General features: G+C 44.3%; 20 protein-coding genes. 12 read left to right on the top strand and 8 right to left on the bottom strand.

Annotated features, from left to right (window positions below; translation table 11 throughout):
• Positions 1-194: 194 nt before the first annotated feature.
• Complete coding sequence (locus SporoP17a_RS11975) at positions 195-383, bottom strand: SE1832 family protein (protein WP_083034885.1); 189 nt, start codon at positions 381-383, stop codon at positions 195-197.
• 29 nt (positions 384-412) lie between these two features.
• The gene (locus SporoP17a_RS11980; RefSeq protein ID WP_083034886.1) at positions 413-1,453 is read right to left on the bottom strand and encodes a hypothetical protein; all 1,041 of its coding nucleotides are present in this window, start codon (positions 1,451-1,453) and stop codon (positions 413-415) included.
• 112 nt (positions 1,454-1,565) lie between these two features.
• Between SporoP17a_RS11980 and SporoP17a_RS11985 the strand changes: the two genes are divergently transcribed.
• The 5 genes from SporoP17a_RS11985 to SporoP17a_RS12005 all read left to right on the top strand — a co-directional run bounded on the left by SporoP17a_RS11985 (position 1,566) and on the right by SporoP17a_RS12005 (position 6,984).
• Positions 1,566-3,497, top strand: coding sequence for a cation:proton antiporter (locus SporoP17a_RS11985; RefSeq protein ID WP_237262321.1), 1,932 nt, complete (start codon positions 1,566-1,568; stop codon positions 3,495-3,497).
• 436 nt (positions 3,498-3,933) lie between these two features.
• Positions 3,934-4,503, top strand: a complete 570-nt coding sequence (locus tag SporoP17a_RS11990) for a hypothetical protein (protein WP_083034888.1) — start codon at positions 3,934-3,936, stop codon at positions 4,501-4,503.
• A gap of 113 nt (positions 4,504-4,616) precedes the next feature.
• Complete coding sequence (gene ybaK, locus SporoP17a_RS11995) at positions 4,617-5,105, top strand: Cys-tRNA(Pro) deacylase (protein ID WP_083034889.1); 489 nt, start codon at positions 4,617-4,619, stop codon at positions 5,103-5,105.
• 76 nt (positions 5,106-5,181) lie between these two features.
• Entirely contained in the window at positions 5,182-5,829 is a 648-nt protein-coding gene (locus SporoP17a_RS12000; protein WP_083034890.1) for a YczE/YyaS/YitT family protein, read from the top strand.
• 60 nt (positions 5,830-5,889) lie between these two features.
• Positions 5,890-6,984: a hypothetical protein gene (locus SporoP17a_RS12005; RefSeq protein ID WP_156890568.1), complete on the top strand. Its 1,095-nt coding sequence runs from the start codon at positions 5,890-5,892 to the stop codon at positions 6,982-6,984.
• 41 nt (positions 6,985-7,025) lie between these two features.
• On the opposite strand, the gene bshB2 is transcribed toward SporoP17a_RS12005, so the two are convergent.
• The 3 genes from bshB2 to pdxK all read right to left on the bottom strand — a co-directional run bounded on the left by bshB2 (position 7,026) and on the right by pdxK (position 9,029).
• On the bottom strand, positions 7,026-7,700 hold the full coding sequence (gene bshB2, locus SporoP17a_RS12010; protein WP_083034892.1) for a bacillithiol biosynthesis deacetylase BshB2: 675 nt from the start codon (positions 7,698-7,700) through the stop codon (positions 7,026-7,028).
• A 13-nt stretch (positions 7,701-7,713) separates the two neighbouring features.
• Positions 7,714-8,064, bottom strand: coding sequence for a YojF family protein (locus SporoP17a_RS12015; RefSeq protein WP_083034893.1), 351 nt, complete (start codon positions 8,062-8,064; stop codon positions 7,714-7,716).
• A 131-nt stretch (positions 8,065-8,195) separates the two neighbouring features.
• Complete coding sequence (gene pdxK / locus SporoP17a_RS12020; RefSeq protein ID WP_083034894.1) at positions 8,196-9,029, bottom strand: pyridoxine/pyridoxal/pyridoxamine kinase; 834 nt, start codon at positions 9,027-9,029, stop codon at positions 8,196-8,198.
• A 419-nt stretch (positions 9,030-9,448) separates the two neighbouring features.
• Between pdxK and SporoP17a_RS12030 the strand changes: the two genes are divergently transcribed.
• The 5 genes from SporoP17a_RS12030 (at position 9,449) to SporoP17a_RS12050 (ending at position 11,399) form a co-directional block, all read left to right on the top strand.
• A complete protein-coding gene (locus tag SporoP17a_RS12030; protein ID WP_083034896.1) occupies positions 9,449-9,778 on the top strand; it encodes a DUF4230 domain-containing protein in 330 nt (109 codons plus the stop codon).
• Positions 9,779-9,783: 5 nt separating this feature from the next.
• The gene (locus SporoP17a_RS12035; protein ID WP_083034897.1) at positions 9,784-10,461 is read left to right on the top strand and encodes a uracil-DNA glycosylase; all 678 of its coding nucleotides are present in this window, start codon (positions 9,784-9,786) and stop codon (positions 10,459-10,461) included.
• 23 nt (positions 10,462-10,484) lie between these two features.
• On the top strand, positions 10,485-10,661 hold the full coding sequence (locus SporoP17a_RS17035; protein WP_083034898.1) for a uracil-DNA glycosylase: 177 nt from the start codon (positions 10,485-10,487) through the stop codon (positions 10,659-10,661).
• The gene (locus SporoP17a_RS12045) at positions 10,658-10,921 is read left to right on the top strand and encodes a YwdI family protein (RefSeq protein ID WP_083034899.1); all 264 of its coding nucleotides are present in this window, start codon (positions 10,658-10,660) and stop codon (positions 10,919-10,921) included. The genes SporoP17a_RS17035 and SporoP17a_RS12045 overlap by 4 nt, the downstream gene beginning before the upstream one ends.
• 97 nt (positions 10,922-11,018) lie before the next feature.
• The gene (locus tag SporoP17a_RS12050; protein ID WP_083034900.1) at positions 11,019-11,399 is read left to right on the top strand and encodes a DUF423 domain-containing protein; all 381 of its coding nucleotides are present in this window, start codon (positions 11,019-11,021) and stop codon (positions 11,397-11,399) included.
• Positions 11,400-11,438: 39 nt separating this feature from the next.
• Here the strand turns inward: SporoP17a_RS12050 and SporoP17a_RS12055 are convergent, their stop codons facing one another.
• Together SporoP17a_RS12055 and hemQ are read right to left on the bottom strand one after the other, a co-directional pair.
• On the bottom strand, positions 11,439-11,801 hold the full coding sequence (locus tag SporoP17a_RS12055; protein WP_083034901.1) for a spore coat protein GerQ: 363 nt from the start codon (positions 11,799-11,801) through the stop codon (positions 11,439-11,441).
• 499 nt (positions 11,802-12,300) lie between these two features.
• Positions 12,301-13,050, bottom strand: coding sequence for a hydrogen peroxide-dependent heme synthase (hemQ, locus tag SporoP17a_RS12060; protein ID WP_083034902.1), 750 nt, complete (start codon positions 13,048-13,050; stop codon positions 12,301-12,303).
• 214 nt (positions 13,051-13,264) lie between these two features.
• On the opposite strand from hemQ, the gene pta reads away from it, so the two are divergent.
• Positions 13,265-14,236, top strand: a complete 972-nt coding sequence (gene pta, locus SporoP17a_RS12065; protein WP_083034903.1) for a phosphate acetyltransferase — start codon at positions 13,265-13,267, stop codon at positions 14,234-14,236.
• 66 nt (positions 14,237-14,302) lie between these two features.
• Positions 14,303-15,139 (top strand): octanoyl-[GcvH]:protein N-octanoyltransferase, encoded by an 837-nt coding sequence (locus tag SporoP17a_RS12070; protein WP_083034904.1) that lies wholly within the window; start codon positions 14,303-14,305, stop codon positions 15,137-15,139.
• A 19-nt stretch (positions 15,140-15,158) separates the two neighbouring features.
• On the opposite strand, the gene SporoP17a_RS12075 is transcribed toward SporoP17a_RS12070, so the two are convergent.
• Positions 15,159-15,797, bottom strand: a complete 639-nt coding sequence (locus SporoP17a_RS12075; RefSeq protein WP_083034905.1) for an RsfA family transcriptional regulator — start codon at positions 15,795-15,797, stop codon at positions 15,159-15,161.
• Between the last annotated feature and the right edge of the window lie 592 nt (positions 15,798-16,389).

Here is a 16,389-nt window from a genome sequence, read left to right on the forward strand (position 1 = left end):
GTGAGCTTTTTTTATGGATCAATAAGAGGTTAAGTTCTAGAGTATGGATAGTTACTGAGTACAAGGGGATTGAGGCTCCAGCCATGCTCGCAGGAAAGCGTCCCCTCCGAAGCGCAAATATCCAACCTAACAGCATTTCTAGACTTACAAAAAACAACCTCCATCAGCTATACACCCGATGGAGGTTGTTCGTGTTAATTTGTTGCTTCAGCAAGTTGCTTATTCAAATCTGCGAGGCGCTCTTCCATTCTAGAAAGACGCTTTTCCGCGTTTTCGATCATCTTCACATGACCGGTCGACTCCAACTTCTCCATATCACCCTGCAAGCTGATGTAATCCATCTTCAGCTCCGCGATCTCTTGCTCTAACTGATCCTTTGTCATAAGGGAAAACTCCTATCATATGTTTTCCTTTAGTGTAACATATTCTGTCTTGTGCGTTTAGGATACTCCAGCAAATAACGGATCGCTTCAAGCACTGTTTCGTTACTCGCCCCGACATCAATCTGCAACTGCTTTTTGATTGCGCGTTCTTTACGTGCGTCATGCAGCAGCGGTTCCATAATTGCGTTCAATAAGTTCGACTGGGTCACTTTGCGACCGAGGCCGAGGTGGGTAAAACCATTTTTTTCAGTCGGAAATCCGAGGGTTGATTCGAACTCGTTTTGTGCAAGTACAATACAAGGAACACCGATAACAGCTACTTCATATGGTGTATAACCAGCATCGCACAGAACCATATCAGCTTTTGAAAACAGCTCAGCACGGTTGTCCGGGGCGTGGACGACTTTTGTGTTTGGTCGGCTCAATGCCATCATTTGAATTTCACTAACGTCATGTTTATAATTCGGTCCGAGTAGTACTGTGACGGACAAAGGAATTTGCAGTTGCTTTAAATGTCGCAACGCCCGGAACGTGAGGTTGCCTGGATCCTCATCACCGAATGAAATGACGAGTTGCGAGGAAGAGGATGAAGACTTTCTCTTTAAACCAGCATGCCGAAGTGATTGCAGTGATGCATCGACCATGAATGTCTGAGGCCCCACGATATAGTGCTCGGCTTGTAGTTCTTGAGTTTCTGGATACAGCGTCTGGATCACCCAGTCCGCTAATTGCCCACCATCACCAAAATCATCAAAATGTAGAATGCTAGGTACTAGTTCATGAATTTTGGTCATTTCTTCTTTATGGCTTGGACCACTGTCTCGAATTAAAAGATCAGGTTGAAGTGTACGTATTAATTTACTAAATGAGGAAGGACCGATGACTTTATGGCATGTGAAATGTTCACTTGGGACTGGTGTTTCTTGGTCGTATAAAAAGATGACTTGTGCTTCATTTTTTAGTGTGTTTGCCAGTAGTAAAGCACGTCGTAAAGGATAACTTCCTTTACCTTCTGTTATGGAAAGAAAAATCACGATTGTTTTTTGGACTTGTTTTTCGATTGGAACCACCCTTTCTGAACCTGCTCGTTCCTCTTACCCTATGAAAAACGAGAATAGTTTATTACAATGGGATGGAAGCAGTTCAGAAAGGCTTGAAAGAGGGAAGGAGGCGACCTACCTAATGTTCAATTCATTGCTTATGGATTTGATGTTGGTCGTGTTAATTGGCGTAGCGTCGCAATGGATAGCATGGCGGACGAGGATGCCAGCGATTGTCGTAATGGCAATTGCAGGGCTAGTAGTTGGACCGATTTTCGGTTTGATCAATCCACAGCAATCAATGGGCGAGTTATATTCACCCATTATTACATTCGCAGTAGCTATCATACTATTTGAAGGCAGTTTGAACCTTGATTTTAAAGAAATTAAAGGGTTTGGACGTCCCGTTGCAAGAATCGTAACGTTCGGTGCGTTTATCGCATGGATTGCAGGTTCACTTGCAGCTCACTATATCGCAGGATTGTCGTGGGAAGTGGCATTCATCATTGGTGGATTGTTTATCGTCACAGGTCCTACTGTAATCTTGCCTTTACTTCGACAAGCAAGGTTAAAACCTCGTGCCGCCGCCATATTGAAGTGGGAAGGCATTGTCGTCGATCCGTTCGGCGCATTGCTAGCGGTATTTGCATTTGAAGTTATCAGGTTCCTCAATAGTGAAGTAACGGCCAAAGCGATGTTGCTGTTCGTTGGTGCTTCGCTGTTCTCCGTATTTCTTGGATGGGGAACGAGCCGAATTTTGGGTACAGCATTTGAAAAAGGCTGGGTACCGGAGTATTTGAAAGCTCCGATTTTATTCGGCCTCGTGTTATTTGTCTTTGTATTATCTGATGAAATTATGCACGAAACGGGTCTGTTGGCGGTCACCGCGATGGGGATGACGATGGCGAATATGCATTTGACTACGTTAGAAGATATTCGCAACTTTAAGGAGAATATTTCGGTATTGCTCATCTCAGGAATTTTCGTCATGTTGACGGCGTCCTTGAATCCGCATGTTTTAATTGAAATTTTGAACCCGAAAATTATTCTGTATGTACTCGCGATGCTATTTGTCGTCAGACCGCTTTCTATATGGATATCAACAATCGGTACAGATTTGACGAATCGTGAAAAAACACTCATCGGTTGGATTGCGCCACGAGGAATTGTGGCACTGACCGTATCGGGTTATTTCGCGACCATATTGCTAGAGAATGGCTATAAAGACGCGGAGCTTCTAACCGCTTTGACTTTCGCGCTCGTATTTGCGACCGTCGTCGTTCATGGTTTTTCAATTGGTTGGCTAGCAAAGAAACTCAATTTGGCCACGCCGGAAGAATCAGGTGTAGTCCTGATCGGAAGTACAAGGTTTGTAGCGGAGCTTGCGAATAATATTCGTAACGTGGGCCATAGAGTGTTAGTCGTGGAAGATTCATGGGGCGGTCTGTCCAATGCGCGAAAACTTAGCGTTCCAACATACAGGGGAGATATTTTGTCCGAGCATACGGGCTATCATTTAGACTTGACGCCATATCGTTATATTTTAGCGATGACTAAGACGGATTCCTATAACTCGCACGTATGCGCCGATTTCACGCCGGACCTAGGACGTGACCTATTGTTCCAGACAACGACGCATAAACGAAGCGCAGGTCAAGAATTTAACCTGGCGACAGGACAATTCTTGTTCACACCGAATTTATCCATCCACGAATTAGATGATCGTATGAACCAAGGGCATGTATTCCGTAAGACGTTGCTGACGAAACAATACAGCTACACGCAATACTTACGCGAGCGTGATGACCGATCGGTGTTGTTGTACATCATACGGGCGAATGGGGAAATGGAGTTTTACACAGCAGAAAAAGAACTAAAAGCACAAACAGGAGACACCATCGTAGCGCTTTCGACGTTGAATAAAACAATCGAACGAACGATTGACCGACTCGAAGAAAAGAACGGCAAAGCGACGATGCCAAAAGAAGTCGTCGAGACAAAGTTCTTAGAAGATCCATCAAATGAAAAACCAGCAATTCCAGGTGAAACTCCGCCGAAGATCATGAAAGATTGAGTGACATGAAATGTAAGGTGGAGCACGCGTGTCAAGTGACATTGATCGGTGTTCATTAATGGTAAAATTGTATTGTTTCTATATGTGAACTCGGCAAGCCCTTGAACTTAACTCGGTTCAAGGGCTTTACTAATTCACGTACTGTCTACAGTGGAAGATCTATCACCTTCCATCCTATACACTCTGTCAAGCAACGAGAAGCGTTGTTTGATCACATAAAAAAAGGGCATCTATAGTACACATATTCTCGCATTAACACTAGTAAATTCCACCCGCCTTGCCTATCCATACAGTATGAAAAGGGTACCCAGTGGGTAAAATGAAATTACCAACCTAAGCGAATCCAATCTTTTGATGGATTGGCAGTTCACACGCTATTGCGTAAACTAGTTATACTAGATACACGTATCGAACATTCTATTCGGAGGTGGGTACCATGAATGCTGTATTAGGGTTTGCGAGCGCTGCCGAACAACTACAGCGGTATGACGCAGTCCGTAGAAAGAATACCGAGAACGCCTATGAACGCCAAACAGAATTCCGTGAACTAGCGCAAAAGACCAAAGACGACCTAGTTGCATTGCTGCGCGGAAACTTACCACCGATTGAGAAGTCCGGAGAAACGCAACAAGACTTCCAAAAGCTTGGTGCAGGCCAGGTAAAGAATATTTCGATTCCGCTCGGCAATAACTTGGATGAAACGATTGATCTCTTGCGTGAAGTCCGCAAAGAGGCATACTCTGAATCGCCGCCAACAATAGCGGATTATCAACTAGCCAGTAATGCATCAGCAAAAATAAACCAAGCAGAACTACAATTAGCGTTACATAACCGCGCCAAAATGATCCGTAATCAAATGGGCATAGTCGATAGTACCGTTGCAACTAACGGACCGAGCCGTATGCAACAGCAATATAGCCATGCATTTTCCATCTATCAAGTCCAACATCAAGCGAGGATGAGGCAATACGAAATGGATCAGCCACAAATGAATGTCAGCATCTAATCTACTTCATTTGAAAACGAAGCCCGTTTTGCTGGAACCCAGTGAATGGGCTTTTTTGATGATATATATTCTATTAGCTTTCTATCCAAACGAAGAGAAAGGAAGTCCTACATATGTCTAAAAAGAACAAATTACCGAAAACCAACGCGATTCGTATCATCGAGAGCGAGCAGATTCCGTATGAAATCCATAGCTATCAAACAGACGATGGACATAATGACGGTATTTCGGTTGCGAATAAAACGAATGAACCGGTCTCTACCGTCTATAAAACGCTTGTCGCCATGGCGAGCAAGACGGATTTACTCGTTTTTATCATTCCTGTCTCCGATGAGCTAGACTTGAAAAAAGCAGCGAAAACGGCAGGCTTTAAAAAAGTTGAAATGCTTCCGATGAAGGAATTAACGAAAGAAACAGGCTATGTCCGTGGCGGATGTTCACCGATTGGTATGAAACGGGAGTTACCGACATTCATTGACCAACAAGCAGAAGCGCTTGACTTTTTGTATGTCAGTGCGGGTAAAGTTGGTTTGCAAATGAAATTGGCCCCACAAGATTTGGCACATGTCGCAAAAGCACAATTTAGCGATCTCGTAAAGTAAGACCATAGCAACTCTGTTGATTTCTGTTACAATGAATCAATAAAGACATTGATAAACAGAAGAAAGAAGAATGTATATGCGTAATTTATTAGCTTGGCGATGGATATTTTTCATCGGAGGAATGATGATCATGTCGCTTGGCATCTCATTGATGATTAAAGGACAGCGGCTTGGCATAGCTCCGTGGGACGTGCTCCATCTCGGGTTGTATCAAAACTTCGGATTAACGATAGGATCATGGAGTATACTATCCGGTTTTGTTATCATTTCAGTGACGTCGATTATTTTGAAAGAATGGCCGAGAGTAGGCACTTGGCTTAATATGTTGGTCATCGGCTTATTTATCGACTTTTTCAACTGGCTCATACCCGATGTTTCTTCATTGGCTGTGCAAATTATTTGTTTCATCATCGGTGTATTTGTCCTATCTTATGGTGTAGGAATATACGTATCTCCAAATCTTGGTGCTGGACCTCGTGACAGTTTGATGTTGTTGTTTGTCGAAAAGTTTGGCTGGAGCCTTCGATTGGTTCGGACCACGATTGAAGCTATTGCGACACTGATCGGTTTCTTACTTGGTGGACCTGTAGGGATCGGTACAGTAGTTGTCGTGTTATTTTCTGGGCAAATCATTCAAATTGCCTTACCGCAATGCAAGAAACTGTTATTGAAAATCACTCAGCAAACGGACGAAAAAGTTTTATTACACTATAAAGGAGCATAAGCCTACTCGGCTGTGCTTTTTTTATTTGCCTATACATATAATGAAATGAAGAAAGAAAGGGTGGTCAATATATACGGACATATTACAGATTACATGGGGACGGCTTATACAGGACAAGGCGTGCAGCATAAGTATGAAGAGTTGCTAGCGGAATCAAAGAAAACGATATTTTTGAAGTGTTTACCAACGCATTCTTTATCGCAAGTGCTCAATGACTTAGTAGTCTATTTTGTCAACAAGGGCTATAGTGTCGATAAATTTATGAACCCTGGCCATGTGGATAAGACCGATGCGCTTTTCGTGACAGAACTGGAACTTCTCATTTTGCAGGCATCCCATCCGGTTTCATTCGAGCCAACAGATCTAGGCAAACGCCAAAAAGTCTTTTCTTTCTATGACGTCTATCATCAAGATCAGCTACTTGGACAGCATAACGAAGTGAGTGTTTTGTCGACAGAAGAGAAAACACACATCGGTCAGGCGTTGAAAGAATTGAAGAACGCAAAAGCGATTCATGACGAATGGGAAGCAGTGAATATCGCACGCATGGATTGGCCCCGCCACGAAGAGATTACGGAAGAATTAAAGCGAGAAATATTCGGGACGATTGAGTTGACGAAGACAGCTCACGTTTCGCATCGCATAGTTGGCTCATTGTCTGCTGGAAGCGCGCATGACTTTATCCCATCTATCACGAAACATGCGAAACGTCGTTTTCTGATCAAGGGATTACCGGGCACAGGTAAGTCGACGATGATGCGTGCGCTAGGAGACGAAGCACAGCGCCGAGGGCTAGATGTGCTGTATGGTTGGTGCGGATTGGATGCGAAAAGTATCGACTTAGTCCTGTTTCCGGAGTTGTCTGTGTGCTTGTTTGATTCGACGCAACCCCATGCCTATGATGCAGAAAGTCCGCGCGATGAGTTAGTAGACATCGTGCCGTTATGCGCAGAAGATGACGATGCAGAAAAGCAAATCGATGAGATACGACACCGTTATCGAGCGGTGATTGGAGAAGCGGGCAAGCAGATGCAAGCCGCTGTGCAAGCACAAAACAGCGCAAGAATCCAAATGGATCGTGCGTTAAACGTGGAAGTATTTGAGAAAAAGGTACAGGATCTCTATGCCTTTATTCATGCATTTGAAGAGGAGTAATCTCATATAAGATACAAAAAAAACCGCAAATTTGCGGTTTTTTACTTGAATTCATGAATATAAAAGGCTTCGTTATACAACCAGTCAAGTGCATCCTTGTCGTTGGCAGCCCACCGTTTTTCCATATCGGGCAGCATCCAAACTGTCTGGGAGGCGTGTGCGCGTAATGCGGCAATCTTTTTATCTGCTACGTTGGGTGTGTGATGCGCAACATGCGGTTCACCCAATTGATTCAACGTGTCATTATCGAATGCTTTCATATACAGCACCGGTCGATCAGCTTCCGGCATGCGACTCATCGCTTCAATCACAGCTACGCCTGTTGCGTTGTGGTCGGGATGAACAGCAAGTGTCGGGTGGAATGAAATGACTAACGAAGGGTGTAATTCTTCAATGAGGTCAGTCATCATGTTAACCAGTTTCTCGGGATCTTCAAATTCTATCGTTTTGTCTCGAAGTCCCATCATTCGTAAATCTGTCAATCCCATCGCATCACATGCGCCTAGCAACTCTTGTTTCCGGATTTGCGGTAAGGTTTCGCGGTTAGCGAAAGGAGGATTTCCGAGATTTCGGCCCATTTCACCAAGTGTCAAGCAAGCATACGTAACGGGAACGCCCATTTCAATATATTGTGCAATCGTGCCGGCCGTGCCGAAAGATTCATCGTCTGGATGAGGGAATACAACGAGTACGTGTCGTTCTTTTTGCAACATCAAAAAATCTCCCTTCTTAATAAGCAAATGGCGTTTCACTGATTTCAAGCGCTACCGCTAGTTTTCCATCAGGTCCAAGTCCCGCCATTAGTAAACGATCATGTTCATCGAGTGTATAGTGTGTAATTCCTTGAGCGTAAATCCAACCACTCGGCAATTTCAAACCGATGCGGTGAGGGGATTCGCCCGCCACTTTTCCAAGTTCATAGCGGATGACGACATTACGAATAAACGCGCCCGCATTAAAAAATCCTTCTTGGAAATGAGAAGCATACGATCCATTTGTTGTTTCCAAATGTATGTAGACATCTTTATTGGCAAAGGAGTCTAGTAACTCCTGTAAATGGTTCACGTCAACAGTTTCCATACTCATCCTCCTAAATCTTGCAGTCATTTCGCTGCAATCTTCCTATTTAGTATTATATAGATATTGTAGTTTGAATGCGATTAGACGGCTCACAAAAAAAGCCAGGAATACACCTGACTTGTAAGCATTCATTATACTTCTTGCAACTCAACCCGTGGCGCGTCGAACTGACTTTTCGCACCATGCATGACAGGTCCTACATACTCATTGAGCTTCCAGCCGTGCGCAATGGCCGCTGTGACAAACTGCTTTGCTTCAATGACCGCGTCCTTGATCGACAATCCATTCGCTAAATTTGCCGTAATCGCCGCTGCAAACGTACAGCCCGCGCCATGATTATGATACGTATCAGATCTTTCGGATTTCAGTAACGTAAACGTTGATCCATCGTAAAATAAATCCACCGCTTTTTCGTGAACGAGTTGTTTACCGCCTTTGATTACCACATTACGCGCACCAAGTTCATGGATTTTCTGTGCGGCCACTTTCATATCCTCAATGGTCTTTGGTGTTTTCATAGAAGCTAATTGTCCTGCTTCGAATAAATTCGGTGTGACGATTTCTGCTTTTGGCACGAGATATGTAATCATCGCATCCGTGTTCCCAGGATTCAATACTTCATCTTCACCTTTACACACCATGACAGGGTCGATGACGACATGATCTAAACCAGATTCATCAATGGCTTGACCTGCTGTCTGAATGACTTCTTCTGTGCTCAACATGCCTGTCTTGATCGCGTCGATTCCAGTGGATAATGCAGTTTTCAATTGTGCTTTCACGACATCGATTGGCAAAGAATAGACATTATGCGACCAATTCTGATCGGGATCCATTGTGACAATTACGGTCACTGCTGTCATGCCATACGTACCGTGTTCTTGAAAAGTTTTCAAGTCTGCCTGAATACCAGCACCACCTGATGTATCCGAGCCTGCAATCGTCAAAGTTTTCTTCAATGACATAATCAAACGTCTCCTTCGCTTACTAAATTTTCATGTTACTTATAGTATACAACTAATTGTCGAAATACAAACAATTCGGGTATGATGAAAGTCTAGAAAGCTTGTCACGTGAATAGGGCTTACCTATGAAACCTATTATTTGAAGGAACGTATAAATAGAAACAGAGCGTTTGATGAAACGAGAGGATGTGAGCCATGAGTAAGCATAATTCGTCTAAGATAGGGAAGAAGGAAAAGACGGAGGCTGATGCGCAAGCAGCCGTGACATTCGCTGGATGTAAAAAGATCAAACGAAAGCGCAAGGGAGGAATTCTCGAACTCGCCTTTACTTTATGGTCATCGTGGAGAAAAGCCTATATTTTATTACCTTACTATTGGTCGCTGCACTTATTATCCTGCCGATCGCAGGCTTTTATTGAATGCAACTAGGCTCTACTTTTTCAGAACAAAAAACAGCTTTTGTCGAGCGGGTACAAGAGCTACAGCAACTGACAACGGCGGAAGCGTATACGAAAGTGCTCGTCAAACGCACCGACAATAAATTATTTGGTCAAAGCATCAGCGTTAATTTTCCTGGAACGAAGCGGAATTTATTAGTTGTCATGCCAGGCTCGATCAAAGCCGGAATTGACCTAAGTAAAATCACCGAGCAGGACGTACTGGAATCTGCAGAACAGAATGTAGTAAAAACGCTGAAAGATATGTTCTCATTCGCAGGCTATCGACTGGATATTGAATTTAAGGAGTGATGCAAATGGTAGCAAAGTTTCGTAATGACTGGGACCGCATACTACAAGATGAATTCAACAAACCATATTATCAAGAACTGCGCACGTTCCTACACGAAGAATACACAAATCATGTCATCTATCCACAAATGGCTGATATATGGACGGCATTTGAACTGACGCCTTTTCAAGATGTTAAGGTCGTGGTTTTGGGCCAAGATCCGTATCATGGACCGAACCAAGCGCATGGCATGAGTTTTTCAGTTCAGCCTGGCGTTAAAATACCGCCAAGTTTACGCAATGTCTTCAAAGAGCTATCATCGGATATTGGAATCGATGTCCCGACTGAAGGGATGTTGACAGGATGGGCCGAACAAGGTGTATTATTATTGAATACTGTGCTGACTGTGCGTGAAGGAGCAGCAGCGTCGCATCGCGGAAAAGGCTGGGAACGCTTTACGGACGAAGTCATTCGTAAACTGTCGTTGCGTAGCACACCCATTGTCTTCATTTTATGGGGGAAGCATGCGCAAGAAAAAACGGCATTGATCAATCGCAGGCGTCATGCGATTATTGAGTCACCACATCCGAGTCCATTCAGTGCCTCGAGAGGATTCTTTGGCAGTAAGCCATTTACGAAAGCGAATAATTATTTACGAGAGTGGGGAAGAGAGCCGATTGATTGGGCGAAAACCATCAAGTGAATAAGTAGAAAGGAAGTGTGACGATGGCTGTCAATTGCTTCGACTGTATCTTCTTTTATACCACATGGGATCCCGCCAGTCCGCGGGGCTGCAAGGCATATGGATTCAAAACGAAAATGTTGCCATCTATAGTAGTAAAACGCTCCTCAGGTATGGAGTGTATGAAGTTTGAACCGAAGAAGGGGATGAAAATGAGATGATCACAGTTGCACAATTGCTTGGAGAAATCGAGCAACAAGTTCGCTTGGCGAAACAAACACAGAATGAAGCGGCACAAAGAGAAGCCATTTATGCTGTACGAACGTTATGTAACCTGATGCTCGGTGAAGAAAGGCCGTCTGCACCGTCGATTCCACAACCCATGCAAATGAGCTCTGTCCATGCGACACCCATTACGTCGCTGAACGAGCAACCATTACAAGAGGCGGATGCCAATGGGGAATCATTGTTTGATTTTTAATGCGCCACAAACCGTTCAAACACCTGTCCTTTTTACGTGTTTGAATATGATAGACTGGAAACAGGTGGACAAGATTCGTTAGAAAGAAGGAATAATCATGCCGTTTTTTATTATCGCAGGAGCTATTAACGCCGCGATCGCAGTTGCATTTGGGGCGTTTGGTGCACACGCATTGAAAGATCGTCTGTCTGAACATTACTTAGCCGTCTGGGAAACCGCGGTCCAATACCAGATGTTCCATGCAATTGCCTTGCTCGCTATCGGTATTTTAATGAGTAGTACATTGCTTGGGCCGTCTACACAACTTTCATGGGCTGGCTATTTGATTCTGGCTGGTATTATTATTTTCTCCGGAAGCTTGTACGTGCTTAGCTTGTCTGGAATCGGAATACTTGGCGCCATCACACCTATCGGCGGTGTAGCATTCATCGCTGGTTGGATCATGTTAATCATTGCCGCTGTGAAATTTGGAAGATAACATAGGAAAACCGCTCACATATGATGAGCGGTTTTTTTCTTATGGCGTTTGGTCGAAATAATTTAATTCCTCAGGGAACTCTGCATAGTCGAAGTAAATCATAGGGAATAAATAGCGACGTCCTGTATTCGCTTCGCTGAGGATGACGTGGTCGCGTCCTGCAGCTTCCACCATACCCGCGACAGATTTCGTGTTCTTGCCTGCATCTACCGCATGTTCGAATGAAAAGTGAAAGACGCCAGGTTTTCCTCTGTTAAGTCGTAAAATATTCTCGATGTACGACTGCTCTCTAAAAGGCGTAGTGGGTGCGTTCCCCTGTACATTCGGTTGGGGCGGTACCATTTGTTGGGGTGGTACCATTTGTTGCTGGGCATAGCCGGGATTCCAATAATATTGAACCATTTCAACATCCTCTCCAGATCTGTTAGTTTTACTCGCGGGCAGTCTTGTTGGGCGCGGGGAAGTGCGTTGCGTTTTGAAGTCGTCTGTGTGAGACTAGCAAGCGCTTTCGTTCCCTTTTATTTATCGCAATGACAGCTAAAGCAAAACCCCCTTGGTTGTATCTTATGTTGGAGGGGTGGTGGGTATGAATGAAGTTTTTTGGAGAGGGAGTTTGAGGCACGGGGGAGGAGTTACCGTTACGCTGCGTTCCAGGCGGACGCGTTCGGGAGGGCCCGCGATGACCCAACTAGTTCGCTGGCGTAAAGATATGCTCCGCTTTTGCGAATAAAAGCGGAGCGTTAAAAGCATGCACTTTTATAGGTTGCATTTGAGTAAGCCATGCCCTCCGGAAAGCGTCCCCAGCTTCCGCTTCAACTCCGAACCGCTAGCCCTATTCTTCCCTTTTCATCGCAACAAAAAAAGCCGCGAAGTGTTTCATTCGCGGCTTCCATCATACGTATTAAACTTCGAAAAATGCTGCGCGCTTGTCGGCGTCTAAAATCGTACCGACGAAGAACGAGCCAAATACGCCGTAGCGTGCGCTGACTTCGTCAAAACGCATTTCATAAATGAGCTTCTTAAACTGTAACATGTCATCAGAGAACAGTGTGACGCCCCATTCGTAATCATCCAAACCGATAGAGCCTGAAATGATTTGCTTTACTTTACCTGCATATCCGCGGCCGATCATACCGTGGCTACGCATTAACCCTTTACGGTCGTCCATGTCGAGCATGTACCAGTTGTCTTCGCCTTCACGCTTCTTGTCCATTGGATAGAAACAAACGTATTGACTACGTGGTAGTTCAGGATACAAACGTCCGCGTATATATGGATTCTGATATGGATCTTCGTCAGATTCACCTGCTAGGTAATTCGATAACTCGACTACCGACACATAAGAATACGCTGGGATCGTATAATCCGCAATCGTTAATTTATTGAATTCTGCTTCTAGTTGCTGAAGTTCATCCATTGTAGGGCGTAATGTCATTAGCATGAAGTCTGCCTTTTGACCAACTACTGTATAAAACGCATGACTGCCTGTTTTAGCATCATCCGCCTCTTGCATACGCTCTAAAAATGTTAGAAATTCATTGACTGCTGCCTGGCGCTCTTCTTTTGAAATCAGTTTCCAAGAAGCCCAGTCCATCGTGCGAAAATCGTGAAGTACATACCAACCGTCTAATGTAATAGCTGCTTCGTTCACTTGAATTCAATCTCCTTTTAAATCAAAGTAGTTTCTATTTCAAGTGTATCATAACGGACTTTATTCGTTAAGGGATAAGGTACGACCCACGATACGTACTATAAAAATGAATGGACAAGTTACAGTTATCAGAAAACTTCGGAATACATGATGTATTAATTGGGCTTTTCAGGTATGATGAATAGGAAAATATAACAAAGGGTGGGAATTACATATGGCAGATCTTTTTGAAAGTATCCGTAAAACGTTGGAAGGTAAAGGAAAGACGATTGTTTTACCTGAAGGGGAAGACGTGAGAGTACTTGAAGCGGCTGTACATCTTCAACAAGAAGGGATTATTACACCGGTTTTATTAGGGAATGAAGAAGCGGTACATCAGGCAGCAAAAGATGGCGGCTTTGATATTTCGGAAATGAAGTTGATTGATCCTGAAAACGCTTCCTACTTTGAAGAACTGGCAGAAAAATTCGTTGAACGTCGTGCAGGAAAAGCGACAATTGAGCAGGCTCGTGAACAATTGAAAGATGTAAACTATTTCGGAACTATGCTACTCTATACAGGACGTGTAGACGGTTTGGTGAGCGGGGCTGCACATTCAACAGCGGATACAGTTCGTCCGGCATTGCAGATTATTAAGACGAAGCCCGGCATATCCAAAACAAGCGGAGCCTTCATTATGATGAAAGAAGAAGAACGTCTGATTTTTGCAGACTGTGCTATTACGGTGAATCCTACAGCTAAAGAGTTAGCTGAAATCGCAGTGGAGAGTACGAAAACAGCAAAAGCATTCGGAATTGATCCGCGCGTTGCGATGCTTTCATTCTCCACTAAAGGTTCCGCAGTGACAGAAGAGACGGAAAAAGTGGTGGAGGCGGCTAAACTAGCCAAAGAATTGGCGCCTGAGCTATTGATCGATGGAGAATTCCAATTTGACGCGGCGTATGTACCAAGTGTAGCAGCGAAGAAGGCTCCGGAATCCGTCATCAAAGGCGATGCAAACGTCTTTATTTTCCCGACACTCGACGCTGGAAACATTGGCTACAAATTGACAGAACGTCTAGGTGGCTACGAAGCGATCGGTCCGATTCTTCAAGGCTTGAATGGCCCTGTCAACGACTTATCACGCGGCTGCTCTGCAGAAGACGTGTACAAGCTATCTATCATCACAGCAGCTCAGAGCCTATAATTTCAGGTTCAAAGTTTGTGAACCGTCTACATTTAATCCAGATCAACTACCATAGGAGAGCTAGACATGTCACAAGATAAACATTTATTGAATCAACCCGCTTGGCGTTTCCTTGACGAATCCATTTCGGCACGCAATCGATCTGCGCTTGAATCTTTCGCCATGGATGATACGTTATGCCAATTAGTTGGACAACAACAAAGTGTCCCCGTCGTTAGGACGTGGGTGCATGACCATACGATCGTGTTAGGCATTCAAGATCATCGGATGCCATTTATCCAAGAAGCGATGGACAGCATTGAGCAGCACGGCTATCAATCGATTGTGCGTAATTCGGGCGGTCTGGCTGTTGTGCTGGATGAAGGGATATTAAATATTTCCTTAATCTTTTCCGAACAAAAGTCATCGATTGATATTCCGATAGGCTACGAAGCTATGCTATCACTTGTTCAATTGTTATTTCCTGAACTCGGTGAACGGATTGAAGCCTATGAAATTGTCGGGTCCTATTGTCCAGGATCATATGATTTAAGTGTCGATGGTAAGAAGTTCGCTGGAATCTCTCAGCGACGGCTGCGCCAAGGAGTCGCTGTGCAAGTGTATTTATGCATAGAAGGCAGTGGTTCTGAACGTGCGGAGATCATTCGTGAAGTCTATGAGAAAGGCTTACAAGGTCAGCAGACAAAATTCACCTATCCTATAATCCAGCCCGATACCATGGCGTCGCTATCGGAAATTCTCGATACGCACTTGACGGTCAACGAAGTCGTCATCCGTCTGCAAATAGTATTACGCTCGTTGACGGAAGATGTGCGACATGGTGGATTAACAGATGAAGAGATGGAATTGTACAGCTTTTATTTAAAACGCGTCTTTGAACGCAATCAAAAGATGCTGTCATAGAACGAAAAAAAGCTGCCAATCAGTTATTGATTGGCGGCTCTTTTGATGTAATTAAATTTCCGTTCGGTTCCATTTTAAATAACGGTGCGACGTGCTCGCTTTCTTCATTCAAAGCGATCAATCGGCGTGCGCGGTTCATGATTTGGACGAATTGCTCATAATCCTCTTTCAGCGTACGATTCTCTTTCTTCAGTTCTTCAAGTTGCGTTTCTAGCGATTTCATTTGTTCTGTCGCTGTTTTGGCTGTTTGTCTCCATCGAAGGGCATCTGTATCTGCACCGCCGTTATGATGCATGCGAATCAAATAGGCAATCACGGTATCAAGGGATAGGGCGGATAATGGAACTTGGATTTTCTCCTGGCCATCTGCGCCTGTCTCCGGGTTGTACATTTGCTGGTTACGTCTTTTAAAATCTGTACCTAGCACACGTAACGTTTGCTTTCTCTCTTTCTTCGCTTCGGCAAGTTCACTCTCGTAGTCTCTTCGCACGACTGCATTCCATCTGAACCCGCAAGCTGCTGCCGTTCGGTTCAATGCGTCGCCAACTTCCTCAAATGCACCTAGTTGTGTACTTCCTTCTCTTACATGTCGTAACACCGTCTCTGCCAATAATTCATCGTCCTGCTCTAACCATGCATCTTGTCTAACTTTCACCATCTCCATGCCTCCTGACTTGTACTCTCTTTCTACTGCCATTATGACCACGAAATGAATCTTTTATTCAGAGAGTTACAAAATTCTATCAAGATGGTAATGAAGTGGCCGTTTTTTTGGATGAGTAGGAGTTGAATATGGTAGTTGGTAGGCTGTTCGGGAATAGGCTGACGGGCTGTTCGGGTGGGGATTGGTGCTTCGGAGGGGACGCTTTCCTGAGGGTCCACGGCGAGCCAACCAGTAGCAAGCTCCTTTGGTTGTCTCTCCTGTCGGGCTGATCCTCTGGGAGTTGTCCCTCCTACGCGCCAATCCCTTGCAAGACGAGTAGATGATACATTTTGTTGTGCATTGAAGTTAAGTTTGTAATCTATTTCGAACTTGAATAAGTTTAGGCATAACAATAGTTCCCACACTACCTACAATGAGTGATATAAGTACCTCAACTCAATAAGTAGGATGGAAGCGGAAGCTGACGGCGACTCCCGCAGGCTCATGGGAGAGCGTCCGTCGGCTTCCGCTTCCATCCCTTTGTAGATACTAAGTCACTATCCTAAATTTGAAATTCCATACACAATCCTGTTTAAAATCCGTCATA

The sequence above is a fragment of the Sporosarcina ureae genome, assembly GCF_002082015.1.
Lineage (GTDB): Bacteria > Bacillota > Bacilli > Bacillales_A > Planococcaceae > Sporosarcina > Sporosarcina ureae_A.